Consider the following 24,507-nt stretch of genomic DNA (forward strand, 5'->3'; position numbering starts at 1 on the left):
ACATATGATTGAGTTGAATCAGCTTGAGCGCATCCTGCGCATTTAGCCCATGCACTCCCACAAGGAGGATCAGCATGTAGGCGAATCTGCAGGACCAAGGCGAACAGAAAACCTTCAGGAAGATGATCAATGCGCTCTCCTAACCCTTCGCTCTTCCCTTAGTCATGACTGATATGACCCACACAATTATTTGTGCGCTCTGAGACGTCGAGCCCACCGCCGCACGCGATCTTTCTCTTACTGATTTGTGACCTCAAGATGCAAGTCTAACTCTACAGTCTCCGGCAGCCAGAGAAGCAGTTTCTAAATTTATCTTGAGGTCTTCTAGATAGCGGTGGACGTCCGATATAACTGCTGAACCTTCTCCGACGGCAGAGGCGACACGTTTCACAGAGCCGGAGCGCACATCGCCAACTGCAAATATTCCTGGGCAACTTGTTCCTAGAGGCGACCCGTCATTGGATGCAGTATGGCCAGTCCTTAGAAAGCCATTGCGATCCAGATCCAACCGTCCTCGAAGCCAATCGGTGTTTGGATCGGCGCCAATCATCACAAAAATATCGCTTACCTCGTAAAACGTCTTTTCGCTACGGAGACTATCAGTGATTGCGAAGCCGCTAAGCTTGTGATCACCAGAGATAGACTCGATTTCGGCATTCAGATGGAGGGTTATGCGCGGGCAGCAATTAATTCGTTGGACGAGATAGTCCGACATGGTTGCCTCCAACACTGTGCCTCGCACGATCAAGTGCACGTGCTGGGCGCTATGCGAAAGATGGAGCGCAGCCTGCCCGGCAGAATTGCCGCCTCCAACCACAGCAACTACCTGACCTTTGCATCGAGCAGATTCAATTGGCGTTGCGGCGTAGTGTATCCCTCTCAGCTCAAAACGCTCGTATCCAGCTACTTGCAGCCTTCGGTAGCGGGCTCCGGTAGCGACGATCACAGTTCGAGAAGAGACGATATGGCCACCGGCCAGATAAAGCTTGTGCACACTGCCCAAACAATTCAAATCGACTACGTTCCGTGAGACAGAGAAGCGAGCCCCAAACTTCTGAGCCTGTATCTCTGCTCTCGAAGCGAGCTCCTGACCGGACACTCCACTTGGAAATCCGAGGTAATTCTCAATCCGGGAACTCGTCCCTGCCTGACCGCCGGGAGCCGTACCTTCGAGAACGATCGTTCTCAGTCCTTCCGACGCGGCATAGACTGCTGCAGCTAGTCCTGAGGGTCCCGCGCCGACAATGGCTACATCAAATGTGTCCTGCATGTGAAGCACATTGTTCATGCCAAGTTCGTCCGCGAGGTCCGTATTACTTGGGTTGCGCAACATCCGGCAATCGGGAAGAAATACCACAGGCAGTTCAGTCGAATCAAGATTTAGCCCCTGCAGCAACAATTCAGCATGAGGATTCATCTCAGCGTCGATCAGTTTATTGGGATATCCGTTTCGGACAAGGAACTGCTGAGTACGCATGGTTGCGGCACTATGACCATGGCCGACTACGATGACGCCACCTTGCGAATGCTGAAGTAGAAAGGCACGTCTTCCAACCCATGCCTCTATGATGAGGTCCGTGATGTCGAGTTCGGTCCGCATCAGTTGACGTAGGCCGTCAGCTCCGATACGCAGGATCCGACTACGTCTAGCGGCACGGCAACTTAAGAGCGTCTCCCTGCCGCTTAGCAGGTCGAGCTCTCCTGAAAACTGACCCTTGGTGAGGGTAGCGAGCGGATAAAACGACCCGTTGCGTTTGTGTTCCAGTAATTCGATTGCGCCATCGATCACCACAAAGAAGTCGGCACTTTGGGAGCCACGCGCGAAGAGAACCGCGCCTGAATGGAACTCCTCTTCCTTGCCATAAACAAAAAGTCTTTTGATCATATGGGAGGTCAGCATTGGCTCAGCACCCGCTTTACGAATCGTACTTCCATTTACGTCGGTCGTAGAGAACGTGCCCGATTGTTCTGAAGTTGTGCTAAGTGACAGTGCCATCTTCACTCCTTCTTGCGGCGAAAGAAAAAGAACTGATGGATGGATTGTGGCAGAACACCCAGGAAGGGGAAGCTCAATTACGGTCGTCCACCTACCCTCCTTTAGGGTAAGTCACGGTTCTCTAAGATCAGGCGCAACCTGCGACCGTTGCCACGATCACATCTATGCATTATTGATTAGGCGTCAAGAAAGCCGCGTTTCATAGCGATCGTGACAGCATGTGTGCGATCATTCGCCTGCAACTTAGCCAGAATATTTTTCATGTGGCCTTTCACCGTATCCTCAGAAATCGATAACCGATCGGCGATGATTTTGTTGGCGCAGCCAGCCGCGACGCACCGAAGTACCTCTATCTCACGTGCCGAGAGCGCGTCCGCCGTGAAGTGCTCAGCGATCTCGGAGGCAATCTCCGGCGGAATTCGGCGCTGCCCTGAATGAACAGTGCGGATCGTATTAATGAGATCAGTGCGAAACGTTCCCTTGAGAATGTAACCGACAGCTCCTACCTGCAGGGCGCGTGAAGCTTGGATATCGCCAGAATACGTTGTAAGAATCACAATGCGTGCGTTAGGGAACTCCTTGCGGATAGCTTCCGTTGCATCTATCCCATTCATCTGCGGCATCTGCAGATCCATCAGCGTAACGTCTGGCCGGTGCTGCCGGAATGCGGCAACTGCTTCCAAACCGTTTTTAGCCTCTGCGACAAGTTCCATATCACTTTGCTGTTGAAGTGCAAAAGCTATGCCATCCCGAACCAGCGGGTGGTCGTCCGCGCAGAGTACTCGAATTTTATTAGAGGTTGTCATTATTTTATGCCCCGATCTTCAGCAGATACGTGAGGGAAACGGCGCTGTGGAGAAGTCCTGGATAGTCTTTCTCCACAGCATTCTAGCTACGTCTTGATGAACTCGAGGAGGTCGGCATTGATCTGCTCTGCATGCGTCGTCGGCATTCCGTGAGGAAACCCAGGATAAGCCTTCAGTGTGCCATGCTTCAAAAGCTTTGCTGACAGCGGCCCGGAGTCGGGAAAAGGAACAATCTGGTCGTCCTCACCGTGCATGACCAACGTGGGGACTTCGATCTTCTTCAGGTCTTCAGTGAAGTCGGTCTCCGAGAACGCTTTAATGCAGTCGTATTGAGCCTTGATTCCGCCCATCATACCCTGGCGCCACCAGTTGTCTCTTACTCCCTGGGATATAACCGCACCTGGTCTGTTGTAGCCATAGAAGGGAAGAGTAATGTCCTGGTAGAACTGCGCACGCTGATTCGCGGTGCCTTCACGGATCTTATCAAACACCTCGACCGGCGTACCTCCAGGATTCTTCTCTGACTTGACCATAACCGGTGGCACGGAGCTTATCAGCACGGCTTTCGCGACTCGACCCTTCCCGTATCGGGCAACGTAACGTGCTACTTCACCACCACCTGTGGAGTGACCGATGTGAATAGCCTCTCTCAGGTCAAGTTTCGTGACCAACTCGGCAACATCGGCCGCGTAGGTATCCATTTCGTTTCCTGTCACCGTCTGTGTCGAACGCCCATGACCACGCCGATCATGTGCGATCACCCTGTATCCTCGCTCTAGAAAAAACATCATCTGTGTGTCCCAGTCGTCTGCTGAAAGCGGCCAACCGTGATGGAAGAAGAGAGGCTGACCGGTTCCCCAGTCTTTGAAATAAATCTGTGTACCATCTTTGACCGTGATCATATTCATCGGATTCTCCTTATATTGTTGGTTTGTGGAAAGTTGGTTGAGAGTTGCCGCCGTTGCGGAATGCGGCAGCGAGAGCGCTGCAACAGATGATGCAGCCGCAACAACGAAGTGCCGGCGGCTAAACCTCGTGAGTGAGGATCGGCGGGTACTCGTATTGATTTCTTCCGTACATGAACTGGACGATGTATCGAACGTCATAGCAACCCTCCGGCTTATCAGTTTCTGCTATTGCAATAAGACAACAGGAAGTTCAAAGGAGCGCGACCCTTTAGGGTTGGCTCTCATGTACGAGATAGGGTCGTGCATCAAGCAGCGGGGTACTGTCCTTTACATCAGGCATTAATAGGCGGAGGGCCAATCGCGTTTTATTGTGAGCGAACAACCTCTCGGCGCCTTGATCGCATTGGATCATTCGGGACACTACATTACCGCTCTGAGACGCAAGAGCAAGAGACTTGTTCCTTGCCCTCTATGGAAAAACTCAACATACAACTACGCGAAGGTTGTCGAGCTCTCTAAAACACCATCAAGTGGCACGTTGAAGCCACCCTTTAGAGTATTCACCGAGGAAGATCCGGCGATTATTGTAGAAAAAATGCTGATACTTTCGTATCTCGCGAGTGTCGCGATTCTGGTAATCGAAGTGAAATGGCTTCACGATGTGGGCAAATTCGTATGATCCTCCACGTAATTCATCAAGACATTTTTTCCTGGGCGAGGTTCTGGACTGGAGGAAATTCATGGAACGATCCAGCAGTTCATATGAATCCCCGGCACGTAGCATTTATCTTTTTTGTGTTGTTGAGCCTGCAACACCTGGCCTACTTACTGCGGTTACGATACATAGCTCATAGGCTTAGACGGGAAGCTGGTAAGCATTCTGAAGAGGCACTCCGTTTGGCGCAGGGGTTCAATGACAAGCTTCTGCAATCCATATATGGACTGATGCTTCATTTGGGCGTAGTGATCGAAACACTTCCCGAGAACGACCCTCTCCTGAAATCTCTTAGAATCGCACTTGCTCGTGCCGACGATATCTATCGCGAGGTGCGAAGTGCTATAGAGCAAACCCGTGATTAGAGATTAAACAGAGCAAGTTCAGCGCCCGATCTGGGCACACTCCTTATACCCGAAAGGGTATCGACGTTACAGAAGGCAGTCTCCATAATCCTTTTCAGCAGCAGATAGCTAGGTGCTGCAGATGGACCGAGCGGTGGTCCGCCACCGTTCGCATGTCTTCAATCAACCGTCCGGTATGGGCGGTCAACATTCAAGGAGATTCTATGTACCGCGACCGTTTGCATCACCTACTTCGCGCCTGCGTCGGCATGGCGTTACTGCTTTCGGTCATTCCAGCATTTGCGCAGAAACCAGCCACCTCGGTGAGGAACATCGTGCTTGTGCATGGCGCATTCGCCGATGGAACAAGTTGGTCTAAAATCATCCCGATCCTCGAGCAAAAGGGATATCACGTTGTAGCGGTTCAGAATCCGTTGACATCGCTGTCTGACGATGTAGCTGCGACGAAGCGCATCATCGCCCTGCAGGACGGCCCTATCATCCTGGTAGGACACTCCTGGGGTGGTGCGGTGATCACACAGGCTGGAGATGATCCGAAGGTAGCCGGGCTCGTTTATGTTGCCGCCTACGCGCCAGAGGTGGGACAGTCTGCAAATGACGCGAGCACGCCGTTCGGAATCACTGAGGGGCAGAAGCAGATCCGGGTCGACACCGAAAAGTTCGCTTCCATGACCTCTGAAGGAATCCTCAACGATTTTGCGCAAGGTTTGCCGATGGCCGAACGCAAGCTCATCCTGTCGGTACAGGGGCAAAGTTATGGTCCCATGTTCGGCGAAAAACTGACAGTTGCTGCATGGAAGACAAAACCATCATGGGTGGTTATCTCAGCGGATGATCGTATGCTTCCACCTGCTATGGAAGAATCGGCCGCAAAGAAGCTGGGAGCTACAGCCGTGACACTGCAGACGTGCCATCTCGCGATGCTGCAAGAGCCAGAAAAAGTTGCCGGAGTGATCGATGACGCGGCGAAGAAGTCATCGGCCAGATAACACCACGGCGATCAACCGCTTCGAATCCATAGACACGCAGCATCCACCAAGGAGGGCATCATGTCTTCAGTTGTCAAAAATGTAGTTCTCGTTCACGGAGCATTTGCTGACGGCTCCAGTTGGTCTAAAGTGATTCCAATCCTGCAGCAGATGGGATACAACGCAGTCGCGGTTCAGAATCCGATGACTTCATTGTCGGACGAAGTCTCCTTCACAAAGAGAATCATCGCCCTTCAGGACGGTCCTGTAATCCTGGTCGGTCACTCATGGGGAGGCGCTGTGATTACTCAAGCTGGTGACGATCCCAAAGTTGCGGGTCTTGTATATGTAACAGCGTACGCGCCGGAAGTGGGGCAGTCCGCGAACGATGCGAGCAGCCCCTTCGGCTGGACGGAAGGGCAGAAGCAGATTCGCCTTGATAGCGACAAATTCGCTACTGTGACTTCGCAAGGCATGCTGGAGCGTATCGCAGAAGGCCTGCCGATGGCAGACAGAAAGCTTGCGTTCGCTGTGCAGGGGCAGAGCTTCGGCCCGATGTTCGACGAGAAGCTCACTGTGGCTGCATGGAAGGATAAACCCACGTGGGCGTTGATCTCGACCAGAGATCAGATGCTACCGCCCGAAATGCAGCAGTTGGCAGCAGAGAAGATGGGCGCGAGAGTCACCACTCTGTCGACGTGCCACATGTCGATCCTGGAAGTGCCGGAGGTAGTCGCAAGAGTAATCGACGAAGCCGCCAAAACTGCATTAGCAAAATGATCTCTAGGGAAGTCGTCTCAAAGTTGGTACGCACTTTAACCGCAAAAGACCTTGAAAGGAGGAACAATGATTAGTGAAAAGCTGCAAGGTGAACCCAGGACGATGACCTCCTTCGATCCGGCATCCTTCCTTATGGTCCCTGCGAAACGCTTTGAGGATCTGCGGGTTGGAGACATCTTCCGCGCACCGAGTCGTACGTTGACCGCTGCACACTCCGCTGCCTTTCAAACTGTATCTGCGGACAATCACCCGGTACACTATGATGCCGTTTGGGCGGCAAGACATGGCCACTCGGCTCCCGTTGTGCACGGGCTTCAGGTACTCGCATTCACTGCGCCGGGAGCAACGTTATTTCCTCATTACATCGGCGAAGTCTTCATTGCTTTTACCGAACTCTCCTGCAAATTCCTGAAGGAAGTGCACTCCGGCGACACTCTCTATCCTGCGCTGGAGATCATCGAGCTGTCCATGCAGGATTCGAACGGCCTTGTCACAACAAAGGTAACCGTCTTCAATCAACATAAGGAGCTTGTGCTGTCCGGAGAACACAAATATCTGTTGAAGGCCGGCGAGAACTAAGTTGCTCTCTGCGATCGACACGGATGATATTCAACCCTTACCATCAGCCAAAGGAGATCAAGATGTCGAATAAAAAAGAATTACGCGAACGCCAGAAAGCATCCCTAACCACCAGGTCCGATATCGACGCAGCAGCAGTTCAGGATATTACCGGCGCTCTAAATGCGCTGCTATCGGACGCTTTCGCTCTCTACATAAAGACAAAGAACTTTCATTGGCATATGAGCGGACCGCACTTCCGTGACTACCACCTCCTTCTTGACGATCACGGTGACCAGCTCTTCGCCATGACAGATGATATTGCCGAGCGAGTCCGCAAGATCGGAGGAACGACGATTAGGTCCATCGGCCATATCGCGAGGCTACAACGTATTCGCGATAACGACGCCGAGTACGTGACCCCCGCAGACATGTTGAGCGAACTGCATGAAGATGACAAAGCGTTCACCCTGAGCATGCGTGCGGTACATACACTCTGCGACGATGCGGGTGACGTCGCAACAGCTAGCCTACTGGAGAACTGGATCGATCAGTCCCAGCGTCGCAGTTGGTTTCTCTTCGAGGCCACACGCTCTTGACATCGGGGATCTCTAACTCGCACCCACTTAGTGATGATCGCGGTCATACTTAGTTGTGTGGTAATGCAATCAACACACGAAAGCCGCTACTTGAACGTACGTAGCGGCTTTCGGGTGAACGAGGGATATGGCCTAGCGGAGTGGAGGATTGGCGCGTTGGGCAAGGTCCAGCGCCTGCTGCGGGAACCATGCGCCTGCTGCTGGATCGTAGAGTCCCCACAGCGGATCGAAGGTAGCCTGTTGAGCCGCTGTGGTGGGCCATGCTGCGGGGTCATAGACGCCGAAATCCCAGGCGCGTGCACCACCCGCAGAGTCGCAGGTGCCGTCGGACTGCCCCGGAGTCTTAACCCATAGGTAAGCGTCCAGCAGCGGGATGCCCGTCTTAGCCGTTGGAACGGCGCCCAGACCGCGTGCTGGCGGATTGCACCAGCCTCCATTGTTCAATGTCGTTATCACGGTTGAGGGTTGGTTGTAAGGCGGGTTGGCGTAGCTGGCTGCATTGAAGGGGCCCTGTCCATTGCGGCTCGTATCGATTGCGAAGTGTGTGCTCGGAACCGCGCTGCCCAGGTTTTGCTGAAACCACTCGTCGGTGTAAACCCAGGTCGTAATGTCGTCGGGGTTCACCGTGCCGAGCGGAGAGTAATACTGGCTGGCGCAGTAGGAGTAGTTGCCAAGCCGCCAACCACCATCCGCAGGATTCATGCCGAAGGCGATGCACGATGAAACCCAGGTATCGAACTTCGACTCGTAGGTAGAGAGGTTGTAGTTCGAGACGTTCGAGAAGAAACCCTGAGCCTGTTGAACGCCGGCCGTGATTAGGCGCTGAGTAATTACAGGAACGGCCTGCCAATGAGCGTTGCCGCCATCGATGTAGACGCTCGTCTGGGCCTGCTGCTCAAGCCGGGTGATCGCGTAGTTGATCTGGGCGTAGCGGTTGGTGACGGCCTGCGGGATATCGACCACCGTGGGATCGTATCCGCAGTCGCTGGGAAGGTCGGCGATCGCGTCAGGCTCCAGCATGATCACTACCTTTTGGTTACCGATGGCGCCGGCAATGGCGTCTATCCAGGCGTCGTAATCAGCTGTGTTTTCGGCCCCGCCAGCGGAGTAGCTGCCGCAGTCACGTCCCGGAATGTTGTAAAGAACGAAGACTGGGATGGCGCGCTGGAAATTTGCCTCGCGCAGCGTACTCGAAACGGTTGAGGCAGTTTGAGCAGGAGTATTGCCGGTGAGCCAGACCGCCTGCGGGGTGGCCTCCATCTCGGCGATTAGGAGAGCGTTTTTGAGCTGGAACTTCTCCAGCAGGCCGACAGCCTGTTGGATGGAACCACTGGCAGGTTGTGGTACGAAGAAACGGGCGTTGGCGGGAAGGGTTTTGTCTGCTGGGGTTTGCGCATCTGCCTTGGTTGCTAGAGAGGTAATCGAGAGCAGAGCGGCTGCTGCGAACGCTCTTACGAGGATGCTACGGATAAAGCGATGTTGCATGGGGAGCCTCCTGAGTCGTCTTCACGAACACACATACAATCGGACACTTGCCGTAGAGCATGCATAGTCCAATGCGCGGTTCGGTGTACCAACTTATTGAGCCGGACTTTGATTGTCAATTCGGTCGAAGAGGCACATTGCCGGGCTCCACCCTTTAGTCCTTAAACAACAAATCTTGGATGCCTCATCCTTCGCGCTTTTTTCGCGAAGGTGGCATATAAACTGATGGTGCCGGCGGGTGGCCCATACATCACGTGAAATCAACATCTCGGTGACTAGCCTGAAAATAGTCACAAGCTGGCAACACCTCTAACCACCCTGAGCCGTTCCGTCTTAAGCAGCTCGAGCGCTCACTCCCAAAACTGGAACACCAGAAAATAAATACCAAAACCCCGTCACATTTTTTTCGCTCGAAAAAGTGACTGCTAAACACCACGCCAGCCACGCAAACCCATCGCCCAAAAAAATAACGCAAAACTCACTCAGGAATGAGACGGTCGACGAGAGAATTTTACTAAGTCAAAAAGGATCGCCCATCGGTTCGATAATCAGAGCGTCGTCATCTCCGCTCTAACGTCAAGGCGTAGATATCATCGGTTCCTTCGTCGCGAAGCATCATGGGGGCGTCGGCAGGGTCAAGGCCCATCCACAACGTATAACTGCCGGTGTACCGTGCGCCTTTCAAATCGGCCACGCTCTCTCTTCTTCCATCCGCGGCTCGAATGCGCAGGACGGACGGATCGGCCGTCCATCGAACGTAGTAGATCCATCGGCCATCGTGGGACCACTCTGGAAAAGCCACAGCTCCTGTATCTAGCTTCGCCCACGTTGCGGTCGATAGATTCAAGAGTCTCAAGCTCACAGTGTCGAGAGTCATGGCCGAGAGGAAACGGCCGTCGGGCGACCAGCGGGGTACCATGAGACCTTCCGAACCAGGAATGGCAGTCGCCTTGCCGGCCGCGAGGTCGAAGAGGCGCAGGTCAGACTTGGCACTTGCGCCGACATTGGGCGACGTGGAAAAAGCAATTTTCAGTCCGTCAGGGGACCAACTCGGATCCGTCTCTGCCTTGAGATCCTCCGGCAAAATGCGATGCGGCTTTCCGGTTCCATCGGAGGCAATGACGGAGATGGCGTCAACGCCGTCTGTCGTTCGGTCTACAAAGGCAATCTGAGATCCGTCGGGGGACCAGCGCACCGACTTCGGGCGCAAGGGAGGTTCAGTCAGCTGAATGGGATGACTGCCGTCCAGATTCGCACGCCAGAGAACGCCCTCAGGATAAGAGACATAGGCGACAGATTTGCTGTCGTTCGAAAAGACGACGAACTCCACCGAGATGCCGGCAAAAAAAGGCTCGAACTGACTGGATTTTGCGTCAAGGCGAACAAGCTCGCCACGCCGGGTGCGGCCCGATGCAAAGATCTTTTTTCCATCAGAACTGGGAATAGGCCGGTCCCAGACGGTGGGGCCAAAGGTAAGTTGAACCGGGGTTGCACGTACGTTCGAACTGAAGCCACGCTCGCGCGGAAGAAGCCAGATCTGGCTATCCGCAACGAAGAAGAATCGTCCATCCGGTGCCCATTCTCCGTCCCACTGGGTGGGCGAGTTGCCCCATCCTGGGAGGAGCTGGCGCATATTGCTTCCGTCGGATGCGATCTCCCACAACAAGCCATCCTTGGAAAACCGCATTGTCTTTCCGTTTGGCGACCATGCCAGGGACTTCACATATCCTCCGGGTGAAGCGATTCGATGTGCCTCCGAGCCGTCGCGGCGCATCACGAATATATCGCCGTTTGCCGAGGCGTAAACGATCTTTTCACCATCGGAAGACCACGCCGCGGAGAACACTGCATCTGCAAGGTGGCGAAGAGCTCCCCCCACCAGACGAAAACTCCATAGTGAATTTGCGGGTCCCTGGCCGCCTTGCTGAGAGACGATCAGCAGGGTCGACCCATCCGGCGAAACGTCCCCGCTCCGTGGTTCCTCGATTCCAAGCAGGAGGGGCGCCTCCACTCCGCCGGAAGCCGAAACTTCCGCGACACCTCTCGTTCGCAGTTGGGTGAAATAGATTCTGTTCCCGTCGGTTCCGCCGATGGATTTGGTGCGTCCGTCAGTTGTAATCTGCGTATATGCCGATATACGCCAACTGTCGGAATCGTTCGATCGGATCGCAAAATACACGGCCAGAGCTACCATCACTGCCGCACCGGCGAGAAGCCAGCGCACAGCAGGCCGGCCAACGCTGCGGTCCAGCGAGCGCTGCTGCCAGCCGAACCATCTTGCGACGGCCCATGCATGGCCGTCCATCTCGATCTCCTCTTCCTCAATAGTGATGTGGGTTACCTTTACCGATTCGCTGGAATTGACCACAATCTGTTGTTGCAATCTTTCCTGTGGACCGTGCCGTTGCTCCATCTCCACAGGCGCAGTGAACCGGTAGCCACGGCTGGGCACGGTCTCGATGATCTTTCCACCCGACTCGTGCCGTGACAGAGCTTTGCGCAGCAGGAAGATCTGCTGGGTAAGATTGCTCTCTTCAATGAACTGATCGGGCCATAGTGCAGCGAGTAATTCGTCCTTGCTGCAAACCCGATCTCGATGATCGATCAGGTAGATCAGCAGGTCGAAACTCTTACGATTCAGGGCAATCAGCTCTTGCTCCCACTTGAGCGTCCAGCCGGAGCGGTCGACGACATATCGTTCAAATCGAATTAGGTTATTGATTTCCAGCAGCATAACTCGATTTAGCAGAAATTTGAGAACGGATCAATTACAGATTGAAGGGGAACTGTGAAATCTCGTGGCAGAACCGAGGCACCAACAACCCTTCGCCAAGACGAAAGTGCGAATACCTCGCGAGAAGCATATCAAACGATCAGTGTCAGCCCCATGGACTTCTTGGACGCTCCGACCGAGAGGATCGAAAGAGACGAGGACCAGGTTGGCTGGAGATGTTCGGGCTCTACAGAGCCGCCTTACGCTGCAGAGATGGGTTAGTGGAGAGGAGATTGGGCTAGACGCAGAAAGATTCAAGAGTGTCTCTTCTCCAGTGCGAGCGTTACGAGAAGAGGCATGGCCAGTGGCGCAGGCCCTCTCAGCCTCGGCAATTTCACCGCACCGTCTTCTACGTCCAGGAAGCATTTACGCAAAGATTTTTGCGCCCCACGCAAACTGCTACGTCTAACCATGCCTCCGAGATGCAACTCAAAACCACTAAACTGCCTCTCACGCCCTGAACGAAACTTCGCGGCTACGCCGCAATCCGGAGAACCGATGAAAAACTCGACGCAGTGGATGTGTTGCGCAATGCTCGGCATTGTTGCCGCGCTTTCCCCAACCAAAGCAAAAGCAGTCACCGATGACGATAAGAAATTTCTGGCAACGGCAGCCCAATCCGACCAAAACGAAATAGCCCTCAGCCAGTTGGCAGAACAGAAAGCCACTAATCCTGCGGTCAAGTCCTTCGCCGAAAAGATGGTGAAAGAGCACACCCAGATGACCGCAAGCATGAAGCCCTACGCTGACTCGTGGGGTCTCACTCCTCCCACAGGTCCCGACTCCGATCACCAGAAAGAACTCGACAAGCTCAACGGACTCTCCGGGAATGACTTCGACAAGGAGTATATGGACCAGATGGTGACAGACCACTCCAAGGCCCTCAGTGCATTCACCACCGAAGCCAAGGACACCAAAGAGGTACAGTTCCGCGCCGCAGTTATCAAAGGCAAGACCGCCGTAGCTGCCCACAAAAATATGGCCTACGACCTTAAAAAGAAGCTGTAACCAAAAATAATCAGCCGGCGCCCACGTCTTCCCTCCGAGATGTGGGCGTCTGCCGCGATGCATGACAGTCCCAGAACGGCACTCCCTAAAATAAACCGCGAAACCGTGTCACATTTTTCGTCATCGAAAAGTCGTTGCTGAAACTCCACGTTTACCACGCCAACCACCACAACTTCACCATCAAAACACCATCACAAAACACTACATTTTCGTAAAACTCCCCGCAAAATCTCATAAACTACCACCAAATAAAAAAGGCGACGACTCAAGGCTCCGACACGGAACTGAAGCAGCCCGTTCTCAAAGTTGGACGATAGGTAAGGTTCCGGTGTAGCGTTTACTCGAGACCAAGGAGCCTGCATGTTACGTCGTGACTTCGTCCGCGCTGTGGTATCTGTAAGTGTCGCGCCACGTCTGTTGCTCTCTCAGCAGACCGCGAATCCTGCCCCTGCCCCTCCGCCTCCCGCACCAGTGCCTTGGACGCTGGGACTAAACCCCAAAACTCCAATACCGCAGACCGAAGTAGCCGATGGCATTACAGAGACGGTGCAACGCTTCTTCACGCCGGTGCAGTTGGCAGCCCTGATACGGCTAGCGGATGTACTGATGCCTCCCATCGGCGACAAGCCGGGAGCGCTGCAGGCCGAGACGCCGTTCTTCCTCGACTTCCTGATCGGTAGCTCGCCCGCTGCTCGCAAAAAGGTATACGAAGGCGGCTTGAATTGGCTCGAGTCAGAGTCTGAGAAAAGATACGGCAAAGGCTTCGCCAAACTTGACGATCGTCAGGCGGGCTCTATTCTGAAGCCGTTACTTCGTACGTGGATGAACGACCATCCTCCAACCGAGCCGCACGCGGACTTCGTCAACATCGCTCACGACGACATTCGCATGGCCACCATCAACTCAAGGGCATGGAGCGACGTGACCTCCTCCCACGCCCAGGCGTCGTCCACGGAACTGTTCTGGTATCCGATTGACCCGGACATCTACGCGACAAACTCAGACGGCTCGCAGGCTCCTGTCCACGTCATCGCCGCTCCAAAGGCATCGCACGTCATGCCGGAATACTCACGATAAACCTCACGGAACACTCAAGGACTGATGACTAACGAGACCTTCGACGTACTGATTATCGGGTCGGGACACGCTGGCGGCATGGCAGCAAAGATCCTGACCGAGAGCGGCATTCATTGCCTTATGCTAAACGCCGGGCCCGTGGCAGATGTAGCGCGAAACGCCGAGCACAAACCCGCCTACGAGCTTCCGTATCGTGGTTTCAAACCGCCTGGGCGCTTGGAGCACGTCTTCCAGGCCAATGAATTCAATGCAAACGTCTGGGTCGATGAGCAGGAGGTGCCGTACACCTTCGCACCTGAGAACCCCTACAACTGGGTCCGTGTGCGTCTCTTCGGTGGACGATCTCTCTTCTGGTCGCGGCAATCGTTTCGTCTGAGCGACTACGAGTTCAAGGCGAAGTCTCACGACGGCTTCGGAGAAGACTGGCCGATCAGCTATGCAGACCTCGCACCGTACTACTCGCGAGTAGAGGATATCTTTCAGGTCGCGGGGGCGCTCGACGGTCCGCCGCAGATGCCCGATGGCAACTTCGTTCTCGACCACGATCCCTGGTCGCAGTCGATGCAGCGCTTCATGACTGCAGGCAAGCCGTTCGAGATGTCCGTCTGCAAGCAACGTCGCGCTCTCGGTCGTGATGGTCTTGCAAGTTCTGTTAATCTTCTCCTTCCCGATGCGGAAAAAACAGGCAAGCTCACCTCCATCGCCAATGCGGTAGTGCGCCAGTTGACAGTGGATAAGAATACGGGCCAGCCGAATGGTTGTCTCTTTATCGACCGGCTCTCGCGGCGCGAGATGTCCGTCAAAGCTCGCGTAGTGGTGCTTGCTGCAGGAACTCTCGAAAGTACACGCTTACTGTTAAACTCGAACATCGGCAACTCAAGTGGTCTGGTGGGGCGCTATCTGATGGACCAGATCTACGGCCCCGGTGTCATCTGTTCCGTCCCTGAAGCCCGCAATGGCAAAGGCACTAAGGAGCTCATGGGTGGCGGAGCGATCGTTCCGCGCTTTCGCAACATCGCGACCAAGAGTGACAAGTTTCTCCGCGGATACGCGCTGAATGTTACCAGCAGCACTGGTGCCGTAGCTCCTCGAAACTTCGCGGCGTACGGTGTGGAGCTGGAGCAGAAGCTGAAGGAGTATCACGGAAGTGCCTTCCACATGACCATGATGGGAGAAGTCCTCGGACGATACGAGAACCATGTGCGCATTAGCAAAGACAAAGTAGACGCATGGGGGATTCCCGTTCTCCATGTCGAGACCAAGTACACCGACAACGAGTACAACATGGCCAAGGATGCCGCTGAGACAGGTGCGGCGGTGGCCGAAGCAGCAGGATTCGAGGTGCTATCGAAGAACCCTGTTCCCAACCCGCCCGGCTACAGCATCCACGAAGTAGGCACCTGCCGCATGGGCGATGATGCGAAGCACAGCGTACTCAACAAATGGTGCCAGAGCCACGACCACAAGAACCTCTTCGTTGTAGACGGGGCAAGCTTTACCAGTGCAGGCTGGCAGAACCCGACGATGACAATTCTTTCTCTGTCGATGCGCGCGTCGGAGTATCTTGCCGGTGAGATGAGCAAGCAGAATATCTAGCAACAGCAAATAGCAATACAAGGGGAAAACGTGACGAAGATCTCTCGCAGGCAGTTCGTAGGAACCATCGCGGCATCCGCCGCCTTCAGTTTTGCAAGCCGCTTCGCTCATGCCAATCCTCTGGGCCTGCCGCTTGGCATTCAACTCTATTCGGTGCGTCAGCAGATGGGAGAGAATCTGGACGAAGCTCTCGCTGCAATCAGTGCTGCCGGCTACACCGAGGTAGAAGCGGCAGCGCTACCCAAGAAAAGCGCAAAAGAGATTCGTGCAGCCTTGGATAAAGCGGGCCTGCGATGCGTCAGTGCCCACCATCCGTTCCCGGATCTACATGCGGGCTTCGATGAGATTGTGGCGTACGACAAGGAGCTCGGCGTGCAGTTCCTCATCTGCTCCAGCCCCGGGTCGCGAACGCCCGCTCCGGCAGGACCGCACAGCGGCCACACTCCGCACACTCTTGACGACTGGCACTATAACGCGGAGCAGTTCAATATCTTCGGCGAGAAGACGGCCGCGTCCGGCATTCACTTCGGTTATCACAACCACACTCCGGAGTTTGCCTCGACCGACGGCAAGATTCCGTATCTTGAGCTACTGAGCCTCACTGATCCGAAGAAGGTCACTTTTGAGCTCGACTGCGGATGGGCCATCGTTGCGGGCGTAAAGCCTGAGGAGATCTTGAAGGATCATCCCTATCGCATCTCCATGCTCCACGTAAAAGACTTCAACCTTGCAGGCAATCCATCGCCCGATAATCACGAGGCGAAGGTCACTGAGCTAGGCCATGGCTCCATCGACTACCATCCCATCTTTGCGCAGGCAGCAAAGACGCAGCACATCATGCACTCCTTTGTGGAACAGGAGGCCTTCGATATGCCATGGAAGGACTCGCTGAAGGTGGATGCGGATTATCTCCGCAACTTCAAAAGCTAACACCTTCGGCTTCTCCTTTAGATTTCACGTCTTAGCGCTCCGGCCTGTTATTAGGCTGAAGTTGGTTCAATATCGGCGGGATGGCCTTTGTGCCATACCGCCGATTATTTTTTCGCGGGAACCTAACCGGAAGGCAAACCCATTGTCTAATCGGCGAATGGATAGAGCAGAGACAGAAGCGATCCGTGAAGTTCTCGGCGGGAATCGAGACGCCTATCGCGTATTGATGGATCGTCACTTCTCCTCAGTCGCTCGTGTGACGTTTCGCATCACGGGAAATGAAGAGGATGCGGAAGAGGCAGCGCAGGAGGCGTTCCTGCGGGCCTACAACAAGCTTCCGAGCTTTCGACTGGAATCAGCTTTTTCAACCTGGATTGTACGAATCGCTATGAACACAGCTATCAATCTCGTCGAACGTCGTAAGCGCGACCTCACCTATCGGGCGTCGCGCATCGCGGATGAGCCTTCGGCGGCAGATGGCACTGTGCGCGTCGCGGATAGACAAGCTGGGCCGGAGGATGAGTTGCTCGGCCGCGAAGCCGCTACTTTGCGCGAAACAGCGATGGGCGAGTTGACGCCGATGGAACGTGCCGCATTCACGATGCGGCATATGGAAGAGGTTCCCATGATGGAGATTGCAGAGGCATTGAATATTACGGTGAACTCGGCGAAGCAGGCCGTATTCCGTGCTGTTTCGAAGCTGCGGCGATCACTTGCGCCAGTGGCGGGAGGTTTGCGGTGAAACATTTTGCGGAAGAGGATCTGATCGCGTATCAGTTGCATGAAAGCTCTAATGAGGCCGCGATTCGCAGGCATCTGGAGGAGTGTACGGAGTGCGCGACGATGTCGGAGTCGATTGCAGAGACGCTGCGTGTCTTCTCCGCGGAGCCGGTTCCGCAGCTTGATCTCGAACATAACTGGCAGCGGCTGCGTGGAAATCTGAGCATACTGAGCGTGGAAAGGCCGAAACGGTTTGGCATGCGATGGCAGTTCGTATGGCCAGCGGTTGGATTGGCGATGGCAGCACTCTTCCTGGTGGTCTTCGGTGCACTGCATGGCCGACATGCGTTGAAGACGAGGCCTAATTTGGCTATCAATGGGCATGGCCCACTGAGCACCGAGCCCCGCGACCCGGCGGTTGCGGATCATCTGGACGCCGCCGAGCGTCTGCTGACCGAGGTGAACCATACGCAAGGGCCGCTCGATGAGGCTACGCGCGAACAGGCGCATAGCCTGTTGCTGAAGAACGCTGTTTATGTTCACACAGCCAGGGATAGTGGGGATGTGGCACAGGCAGCGGTGCTAGAAGATCTTGGCCGTGTACTCACCACTCTCGATAACGAACCGGAGACCCAGCATGGCACTTGGCGGTTGCGGCTCGAAATGAACACCAGCGGACTGCTACTGGATATACGGATTCTGCGGCAGAACGACGATCGAAATCAAGGAGTGGCACAATGACATCTTTTACTCGGATTAAACTCTCTTCGGCACTGCTGTTTTTCTCGGTGGGAATGCCTTCTTTTCACGCACTGGCGTCTGAGCTGACCGGTGAACCGGTGCAGGACGATGCTGCTTACACCATAGGTTCGAAGGCGATGGCGGAGCATCGCTGGCCGGATGCGGTTGCCTCCTTCGACAAGGTAATCAACGCGAAGGGGAAGCGCGTGGACTCGGCGCTTTACTGGAAGGCCTATTCGCTGAACAGGCTCGGCAAGCCGCAGCTTGTCGCCGCCACGTGCGATCAGCTAAAAGCTGAGGCTACAAATAGTCCCTGGAATAATGACTGTTCTGCACTTACGGTTACTGTCCATGTGGATACGCAGGCACTTGCCGAGAGCATGAGCGACCTGAATGCTCAGATGAAGGACTTGGGAGATTCAACTCACGTGGTAACCGATGGAGGAGATAGCCACCTGGCGCGCGGATCGGACGAAGACCTGAAGATGCTGGCGCTGAACTCTTTGCTCAATCATGATCCGGCAAAGGCGATCCCTCTCCTCAGGGGAGTTCTCAATGGAAATGGCTCTCCTGACATGAAGAAGCATGCTTTGTTTGTGCTGGCACAAAGCAAATCGCCTGAAGCAGAGAGCATTCTGCACGATGTCGTGACTGGAAAGCTGGACCCGCAACTGCAAAGAGAAGCGATTCAGTCGATGGCGATCTTCCAGGGAAAGCGAGCGAACGACACGTTGGTAGAGGTCTACAAAGCTGCTGGCGATGTAAAGATCAAGAGGTCGGTTATCTCTGCTTTATTTATTACGCAGGATGCGCAAAGGATGGTTGAACTTGCACGGTCTGAGAAAGACCTAGAGTTGAAGCGAAGCATCGTCTCCCAGCTCGCTCTGATAAATGACAAAGCTGCAACGGACTACATGATGGAGCTGCTGAAGTAAACCGCTGCTCCATACCCATCACAATCAACGCTGTAAACCGATTCAGATGTTCAGGAGAATATCGATGCGAACCCTCGCGCGTATCTTTGCCGCTAGTATGGCGATCTCTGCAGCCACCGTTCTCATGGCGCAGCAGCCAGCGATCCTTCATGCTCAGCTAAAGACTCAAACTGCCGACCATGGCCTAAATGCGGTGCTGGATGGATTGAAGGCGCAGAGAGGCGCAACCTGGGTGGGCTACTCGATCCCTGTCAAGGAGAGGGTCTCTTCGGACTGGGCATCGAACCATGTTGAATATCTTGAAGGGAGTAACGGTTCCAGCACAAACGACTCGTCGAAGGACGATCGCAAGTCCTTTGATCACGCCCTAATTTTGCTCAAGGTGGCGGATGGTGGAGTGACGAAGCTCCATGTCGAGAATCCGGATCGCGTACTGGATGCGGGCGGAATTCCTCTGGTTTGGTTGAATGGCGTCGATGCGGACGACAGCGCTCGCACCTTGTCTGCTCTCGCGAGCCAAAGTGATGCAGAGCACCTCCGCGACGGTGCGATCTTTGCGATCTCGATCCACCAGACGGAGGCGGCGACTGCTGCCCTCGTCAATCTCGCCACATCGGAGAATGACCTGCAGATTCGGGAGAAGGCGGCGTTCTGGCTCGCAAACCAGCGCGGCGCAGAAGGATTCCACGCTATCCAACATCTCGCTCGTACCGATGGGGATGAGAGGTTCCGCGAGAAGCTGACCTTTGACCTCACGTTGACCAGCGATCCAGGTGGTCTGACCGAACTAATTCGGATGGCGCACGAAGATGCGTCTCCTCAGGTCAGAAAGCAGGCTCAGTTCTGGATGGCGAACAAGGATGGCAAGAAGGTCGCCGGCGATCTGCGAGAAGCCGCGTCCAACGATCCTGACAGTGGTGTGCGAAAATCGGCAGTGTTTGCGCTGTCGCAACTTCCGGGCGAAGAGGCCGTAACGCAGCTGATCACCGTGGCAAACTCGAACGGAGATCCCGCAGTTCGGAAGCAGGCAGTCTTCTGGTTGGGACAGTCTAATGATCCCAAGGCGCTGGACTATCTGACGAAACTACTGAACCAGTAGCGCCACGTACGAATCCCTCGCTTGTGGTGCGGCCACTTCGTTGCTTCTTGTTTGTTCATCAGGCTTCTAACAAAAAGAGTCCTCCCGCTGTCCGGGAGGACTCTTCTGTTAAGAGCACGTTGTAGTGAAGGAACCATGCGGACCACACCGAAAAAGGACTTTTGCAACACCAACGGAAGAAGTGACAGTCACTTGCAAACTCCAATAGATTTTCAAGTAAAAATCCAATAAGGAAATAATTTCTAAAATGTCTTGACAGCGTCATTCCCGCAGCTTAAGGTTGTGCCGAAATCTCAGGGTAGGTTTCGCTAGCGCTGTAAGAACAATAGGAATCGCACACGAATCTGACGGCTCGCCGCACAAAACTCTGCTGCCGTCGGCAAGCGGTCCTGCGTTCGCGCAAGGCTCATTTTATGGAGGCAGTAATGGAATCAATACGTCACTCGAAGATCCGAATCTTATTTTTATTGCCCACTATGCTCGTTCTTCTCGCCGGCATGGCTTTAGCGCAGGGCAACACTGGATCGATCCGCGGAACCATTGTGGATACTACCGGCTCTTCCATCGCAGGGGTCGAGGTCGTAGTCACCAGCGAAGCTACAGGCGTCAGCAAAACACTCACCACCTCGGAGGCGGGCTTCTACTCTGTGGATGCGCTTACCCCTGGCCTGTACAGCGTGAAGGCCGCGCATGTCGGCTTCACGCAACTCACCGTGCAGCACGTACAGGTTGATCCCGGCCAGACCCGGGAGACAAGCGTCACGTTGAAAGTTGGTAGCACCGGCGAAAGCGTGAACGTCACAGCGGACGCCCTCGCGGTCGAAACACAAGACTCCGGCTCCGGCGGCACTATCACGTCGAAGCAGGTTGAAAACCTTATGCTTAATGGCCGCAACTTTCAGTCGATGGGCCAGCTCATTCCCGGAGTCTCCAGCACAGCCGGTAATAACCAGCAGACAGCTGGCGGCCTCACCGGCGGTACTACTCTCATCGTCAATGGCGCATCCGTCGAGTACTCCGTCTACACGCTCGATGGCGTCTACAACATGAACACGGGCAATCTGGCCAATATCAATATCCTTCCCATCGTCGACTCGATTGACGAGTTCCGGATACTCAAAGACAACTACAGCGCCCGCTACGGACTAGCGGGATCCGGCCAGGTTGTAGTTGAGACCAAGTCTGGCACCGATACCTACCACGGTAGCGCGTGGGACTACTTCCGCAACGATGCGCTCGATGCCAACCCCTACTTCGCTACCGTAAAAACCAAGCTGCGTCAGAATATCTTCGGCTACTCCTTCGGCGGTCCGATCCGCATACCGCATATCTATGGCGGCAATCATAAAACCTTCTTCTTTGCGTCGAACGAATGGCGTCGCATCGAAACCGGGTCCACCGCGCAGGGTCTCGTCTTTACTCCTGCCCAGAGGGCGGGCACGTTGACCAACACGACCCCGCTCACCATTGACGCTCTCGGTCAACAGCAGCTCGCCGCGCGCGGAGCCACCAACTGCATCACCGGCCCGAATACCATAAATCCCGCCTGCATCGATCCCAATGCGATCGCCCTGCTCAACTCTCTAGGCGAACTTCCCAACAACCCCGGCAGCAGCCTCAACTACATCAATCAACAATCGCAGACCCTCAGCCAGGATAGCTATAACTACCGGGTCGATCACTACATCACCGAGAACGAAGTCCTTACGGGTCGTGTCTCCTACGAGCAGGTAAAAAACGGTATCCCGTATAACTCCTTCGGCGGCGGAATCTTCGCGACCACCCCAACAACCTACTACACCACTGGCATAAATATGATGGGCCGTCTCACCTCGACCATCACGTCCAACCTCATCAATACTGCGACCGTCGCTGAGACTTACGACAAGCCGCGAATCAACACCTCAAACTTTCAGCTCCCCTCTGGTGTGACCATCAACCAGGCATTCCCAGACGCAAACGTTCTCAACAAGGCTCCCACGGTCAGCTTCAGCGGCGGCTATGCCGGCTTCGGTGCCTCCACTCCGCCAATTCATGCCTCCGATGGTGAGGGCATCCTGCAGGATGATCTGAGTTGGACCAAGGGCTCGCATGTACTGCAGTTCGGCGCGCTGTACATTGCAGGTATCAAAAACCAGAACGTGTTCACTCTCCCTGGCGGTTCGTTTGCCTTCAACGGCACAAGGACCGGAGATCCGGTTGCGGACTATCTCCTTGGGCTTGACTCCACCTACCATCAGGATAGCGGCCAACGTAGCGGATCTTTTCACTATCGTCAGGGCGAGGCATACGCGCAGGACGACTGGCATGTCAACCGAAGGCTAACCGTCAATGCCGGGCTACGCTGGGTCTACTTTTCGCCGAACACAAACTCCGGCGATCAGGTCTCTTCGTTCTACGCCTCACAGTACAACGCGTCGCAAGCCCCTGTCGTGACTCTCGGCGGTGGCTTTCTTACCAATGCTTCAGGCGTTCCGGTCACCTCCACAGGGTCAGCCGCCAATCTAACCACCGGCCTTGTCTTTGCTGGGCAGAACGGCGTACCGGACGGTTTCTTCAATGCCACACGCAAGAACTTCGCTCCCCGCATCGGCTTTGCTTACGATCTCACCGGCGACGGCAAGACGTCCCTTCGCGCGGGCTACGGCATCGGATACTCCCGACTCGCCGTAGAGGCGATCTACAACGCCTTCGGCCAAAACCCGCCTTTCACGCAGAGTTCGAACATCAACTCAGGAACACTTGAGAATCCAACCGCTGGCTTGGCCACAGGCCTTACACCGCAGACCATCGATGCAGTAGGTCCAAAGTTCACCCCAACACAGCTGCAGTCCTACAGCCTCACCGTCGAGCGTCAGCTCTTTCCCAGCGCAGTCCTAAGCGTCGCCTATGCAGGAACGCAGTTCCGTCACGAAGATACCTTTGGATACGATCAGAACCAGCCCCTCCCTGTCACTGCACCCACGCAGGCTGGCTGTCTCGCGGCCGGTCAAACCTCCTCAACCACGTATAGCTTCGATCCGTGCATCAATCTCGGAAACTCCACCAGCGCCAACTTTACCCGTCCATACAAAGGCTATTCCAACATCTACACGGAAGCTGGCATCGGCTCGGGCAACTACAACTCACTCCAGACTGGATTCGTCTACCGTAAGAGTAATGTCAACGCTACCGTCTCTTACGCCTACAGCAAATCGCTATCGCAGTTCGGACACTCCAGCAACACCGGCGGTGGCGGAAGTATCGCAGGCGGCGGGGGGCAGGGAATTCAGGACTGGACTAATCTCGCTGCAGAGTATGGTCCGTCCAACTTCGATCGTACTCACGTCCTCACCTTCTCCGGCGTATACGACATTCAGGCCTTCCGCAGTAGCTCGAATATGCTGGAGCGTCAGGTACTCGGCGGGTGGAGTCTCGCAACGTTGAGCGTGCTCGAAAGCGGCTTCGCCTTTACTCCCGGCATCTCCACTGGCGTTCAAGGCCTTGCTACACGGCCCGACCAGATCTCTCCGGTCCGCCTCCTCAAAAACAAGTCGGAGTGGTTCGACACTACATCTTTTGTAGCTCCGGAGAATGGGTTCTACGGCGACGCACGTCCAGGCACAATCCGCGGCCCCCGTGAGATCTCTTTCAATATCGCTGGCTACAAAACCTTTCCCATCCACGAGCGCCTCAATCTTCAGTTCCGTGCTGAGGCCTTCAACTTCCTCAACCATCCCAACTTTGGCAACGTAGATACCAACCTCGGTTCGGGAACCTACGGCCGGGTCACCTCATCGCTAGATCCGCGCGAACTGGAGTTCTCAGCGCGCGTTAACTTCTAGCTGCCGTAAGGCCGCGCCCGCGGAGCTTGCTAATCTTGCGAGCGCCGCGGACGCACCTTCAGGTGTTACATATGGTCTTTGTCTCACCACGCAATAACGAAATAAGAAACGGATCTCCTATCCCGATGACGCCTTCCCTCTCGTCACAGCCTTCGAGCACTGTTCGCTCAGTTCGGCAACTCCGCCTTATCCTTGCACTCCTACTTGCCTCAGCTTCAAGCCTCTACGCTGCCGCTCCAGTCACTCGCGGTACGCTGGCGCCACGAACCATCGCTCTCCAGACAAACGCGCTCACTGAACCTCTCAGCGTCGATACGCCGCATCCCGAGTTCTCCTGGCAACTGCGTGATTCGCACCCCGGCGCACGGCAAACCGCATATCGCATCATGGTATTCAGTGCGCATCCCGCCTCTCCGAATGCCCATCCTGACGTATGGGATAGTGGGCGCGTAGAATCCTCCGACTCTCTGAACGTTGCCTATGCCGGCCCCGATCTTCAGCCCAGCAAACGATACTTCTGGTGCGTCAGCACATGGGATCAGAACGGAAAACCCTATCCCACCAGCGAAGCGAGCTGGTTCGAAACAGGTCTCCTGCAGCAGACAAACTGGCACGCCGAGTGGA

Annotated in this window: 18 protein-coding genes and 1 pseudogene; 14 read left to right on the forward strand and 5 right to left on the reverse strand. The window is 55.0% G+C overall.

Annotated features, from left to right (window positions below; all coding sequences use genetic code 11):
* Window positions 1–253: 253 nt before the first annotated feature.
* The 3 genes from GSQ94_RS15395 to GSQ94_RS15405 form a co-directional block, all read right to left on the reverse strand.
* Window positions 254–1,996 (reverse strand): FAD-dependent oxidoreductase, encoded by a 1,743-nt coding sequence (locus tag GSQ94_RS15395; RefSeq protein WP_158944722.1) that lies wholly within the window; start codon window positions 1,994–1,996, stop codon window positions 254–256.
* Between the two features lie 176 nt (window positions 1,997–2,172).
* Window positions 2,173–2,802: a response regulator transcription factor gene (locus GSQ94_RS15400; RefSeq protein ID WP_158944723.1), complete on the reverse strand. Its 630-nt coding sequence runs from the start codon at window positions 2,800–2,802 to the stop codon at window positions 2,173–2,175.
* 86 nt (window positions 2,803–2,888) lie between these two features.
* The gene (locus GSQ94_RS15405) at window positions 2,889–3,710 is read right to left on the reverse strand and encodes an alpha/beta fold hydrolase (protein ID WP_158944724.1); all 822 of its coding nucleotides are present in this window, start codon (window positions 3,708–3,710) and stop codon (window positions 2,889–2,891) included.
* Between the two features lie 1,283 nt (window positions 3,711–4,993).
* Between GSQ94_RS15405 and GSQ94_RS15410 the strand changes: the two genes are divergently transcribed.
* From GSQ94_RS15410 to GSQ94_RS15425, 4 genes are all read left to right on the forward strand, one after another.
* Entirely contained in the window at window positions 4,994–5,779 is a 786-nt protein-coding gene (locus GSQ94_RS15410) for an alpha/beta fold hydrolase (RefSeq protein ID WP_158944725.1), read from the forward strand.
* 60 nt (window positions 5,780–5,839) lie between these two features.
* A complete protein-coding gene (locus GSQ94_RS15415) occupies window positions 5,840–6,538 on the forward strand; it encodes an alpha/beta hydrolase (protein ID WP_158944726.1) in 699 nt (232 codons plus the stop codon).
* Window positions 6,539–6,604: 66 nt separating this feature from the next.
* Window positions 6,605–7,117, forward strand: a complete 513-nt coding sequence (locus tag GSQ94_RS15420; RefSeq protein ID WP_216843093.1) for a MaoC family dehydratase — start codon at window positions 6,605–6,607, stop codon at window positions 7,115–7,117.
* A 62-nt stretch (window positions 7,118–7,179) separates the two neighbouring features.
* Window positions 7,180–7,695 (forward strand): Dps family protein, encoded by a 516-nt coding sequence (locus tag GSQ94_RS15425; protein ID WP_158944727.1) that lies wholly within the window; start codon window positions 7,180–7,182, stop codon window positions 7,693–7,695.
* A 132-nt stretch (window positions 7,696–7,827) separates the two neighbouring features.
* Here the strand turns inward: GSQ94_RS15425 and GSQ94_RS15430 are convergent, their stop codons facing one another.
* On the reverse strand, window positions 7,828–9,180 hold the full coding sequence (locus GSQ94_RS15430) for a glycoside hydrolase family 6 protein (RefSeq protein ID WP_158944728.1): 1,353 nt from the start codon (window positions 9,178–9,180) through the stop codon (window positions 7,828–7,830).
* Between the two features lie 559 nt (window positions 9,181–9,739).
* Window positions 9,740–11,914 (reverse strand): winged helix-turn-helix domain-containing protein, encoded by a 2,175-nt coding sequence (locus tag GSQ94_RS15435; protein ID WP_158944729.1) that lies wholly within the window; start codon window positions 11,912–11,914, stop codon window positions 9,740–9,742.
* 537 nt (window positions 11,915–12,451) lie between these two features.
* On the opposite strand from GSQ94_RS15435, the gene GSQ94_RS15440 reads away from it, so the two are divergent.
* The 10 genes and pseudogenes from GSQ94_RS15440 to GSQ94_RS15485 form a co-directional block, all read left to right on the forward strand.
* The gene (locus GSQ94_RS15440) at window positions 12,452–12,961 is read left to right on the forward strand and encodes a DUF4142 domain-containing protein (RefSeq protein WP_158944730.1); all 510 of its coding nucleotides are present in this window, start codon (window positions 12,452–12,454) and stop codon (window positions 12,959–12,961) included.
* A 360-nt stretch (window positions 12,962–13,321) separates the two neighbouring features.
* Window positions 13,322–14,038, forward strand: coding sequence for a gluconate 2-dehydrogenase subunit 3 family protein (locus GSQ94_RS15445; RefSeq protein ID WP_158944731.1), 717 nt, complete (start codon window positions 13,322–13,324; stop codon window positions 14,036–14,038).
* Between the two features lie 24 nt (window positions 14,039–14,062).
* Complete coding sequence (locus tag GSQ94_RS15450) at window positions 14,063–15,634, forward strand: GMC oxidoreductase (protein WP_158944732.1); 1,572 nt, start codon at window positions 14,063–14,065, stop codon at window positions 15,632–15,634.
* 30 nt (window positions 15,635–15,664) lie between these two features.
* Entirely contained in the window at window positions 15,665–16,564 is a 900-nt protein-coding gene (locus tag GSQ94_RS15455) for a sugar phosphate isomerase/epimerase (RefSeq protein ID WP_254063900.1), read from the forward strand.
* A gap of 157 nt (window positions 16,565–16,721) precedes the next feature.
* Window positions 16,722–17,306 (forward strand): RNA polymerase sigma factor, encoded by a 585-nt coding sequence (locus GSQ94_RS15460; RefSeq protein WP_158944733.1) that lies wholly within the window; start codon window positions 16,722–16,724, stop codon window positions 17,304–17,306.
* The gene (locus tag GSQ94_RS15465) at window positions 17,303–18,025 is read left to right on the forward strand and encodes a hypothetical protein (protein ID WP_158944734.1); all 723 of its coding nucleotides are present in this window, start codon (window positions 17,303–17,305) and stop codon (window positions 18,023–18,025) included. The genes GSQ94_RS15460 and GSQ94_RS15465 overlap by 4 nt, the downstream gene beginning before the upstream one ends.
* Window positions 18,022–18,960, forward strand: a complete 939-nt coding sequence (locus GSQ94_RS15470) for a HEAT repeat domain-containing protein (RefSeq protein WP_158944735.1) — start codon at window positions 18,022–18,024, stop codon at window positions 18,958–18,960. Before GSQ94_RS15465 ends, GSQ94_RS15470 begins: the two co-directional genes overlap by 4 nt.
* A gap of 64 nt (window positions 18,961–19,024) precedes the next feature.
* Window positions 19,025–20,059 (forward strand): HEAT repeat domain-containing protein, encoded by a 1,035-nt coding sequence (locus tag GSQ94_RS15475; protein WP_158944736.1) that lies wholly within the window; start codon window positions 19,025–19,027, stop codon window positions 20,057–20,059.
* 425 nt (window positions 20,060–20,484) lie between these two features.
* Window positions 20,485–23,883 carry a carboxypeptidase regulatory-like domain-containing protein gene (locus GSQ94_RS15480; RefSeq protein ID WP_158944737.1) on the forward strand — a complete coding sequence of 1,133 codons (3,399 nt, stop codon included), beginning with the start codon at window positions 20,485–20,487 and terminating at the stop codon, window positions 23,881–23,883.
* Window positions 23,884–24,008: 125 nt separating this feature from the next.
* Window positions 24,009–24,507: pseudogene (locus tag GSQ94_RS15485) on the forward strand (hypothetical protein); the annotation flags it as partial.

The sequence above is a fragment of the Granulicella sp. S190 genome, assembly GCF_009766095.1.
Lineage (GTDB): Bacteria > Acidobacteriota > Terriglobia > Terriglobales > Acidobacteriaceae > Edaphobacter.

Bases quoted from the DNA above. Each gene is read 5' to 3' on its own strand.
- GSQ94_RS15395 (WP_158944722.1), bottom strand. From the start codon at position 1,996: ATGGCACTGTCACTTAGCACAACTTCAGAACAATCGGGCACGTTCTCT.
- GSQ94_RS15400 (WP_158944723.1), bottom strand. From the start codon at position 2,802: ATGACAACCTCTAATAAAATTCGAGTACTCTGCGCGGACGACCACCCG.
- GSQ94_RS15405 (WP_158944724.1), bottom strand. From the start codon at position 3,710: ATGAATATGATCACGGTCAAAGATGGTACACAGATTTATTTCAAAGAC.
- GSQ94_RS15410 (WP_158944725.1), top strand. From the start codon at position 4,994: ATGTACCGCGACCGTTTGCATCACCTACTTCGCGCCTGCGTCGGCATG.
- GSQ94_RS15415 (WP_158944726.1), top strand. From the start codon at position 5,840: ATGTCTTCAGTTGTCAAAAATGTAGTTCTCGTTCACGGAGCATTTGCT.
- GSQ94_RS15420 (WP_216843093.1), top strand. From the start codon at position 6,605: ATGATTAGTGAAAAGCTGCAAGGTGAACCCAGGACGATGACCTCCTTC.
- GSQ94_RS15425 (WP_158944727.1), top strand. From the start codon at position 7,180: ATGTCGAATAAAAAAGAATTACGCGAACGCCAGAAAGCATCCCTAACC.
- GSQ94_RS15430 (WP_158944728.1), bottom strand. From the start codon at position 9,180: ATGCAACATCGCTTTATCCGTAGCATCCTCGTAAGAGCGTTCGCAGCA.
- GSQ94_RS15435 (WP_158944729.1), bottom strand. From the start codon at position 11,914: ATGCTGCTGGAAATCAATAACCTAATTCGATTTGAACGATATGTCGTC.
- GSQ94_RS15440 (WP_158944730.1), top strand. From the start codon at position 12,452: ATGAAAAACTCGACGCAGTGGATGTGTTGCGCAATGCTCGGCATTGTT.
- GSQ94_RS15445 (WP_158944731.1), top strand. From the start codon at position 13,322: ATGTTACGTCGTGACTTCGTCCGCGCTGTGGTATCTGTAAGTGTCGCG.
- GSQ94_RS15450 (WP_158944732.1), top strand. From the start codon at position 14,063: ATGACTAACGAGACCTTCGACGTACTGATTATCGGGTCGGGACACGCT.
- GSQ94_RS15460 (WP_158944733.1), top strand. From the start codon at position 16,722: ATGGATAGAGCAGAGACAGAAGCGATCCGTGAAGTTCTCGGCGGGAAT.
- GSQ94_RS15470 (WP_158944735.1), top strand. From the start codon at position 18,022: ATGACATCTTTTACTCGGATTAAACTCTCTTCGGCACTGCTGTTTTTC.
- GSQ94_RS15475 (WP_158944736.1), top strand. From the start codon at position 19,025: ATGCGAACCCTCGCGCGTATCTTTGCCGCTAGTATGGCGATCTCTGCA.
- GSQ94_RS15480 (WP_158944737.1), top strand. From the start codon at position 20,485: ATGGAATCAATACGTCACTCGAAGATCCGAATCTTATTTTTATTGCCC.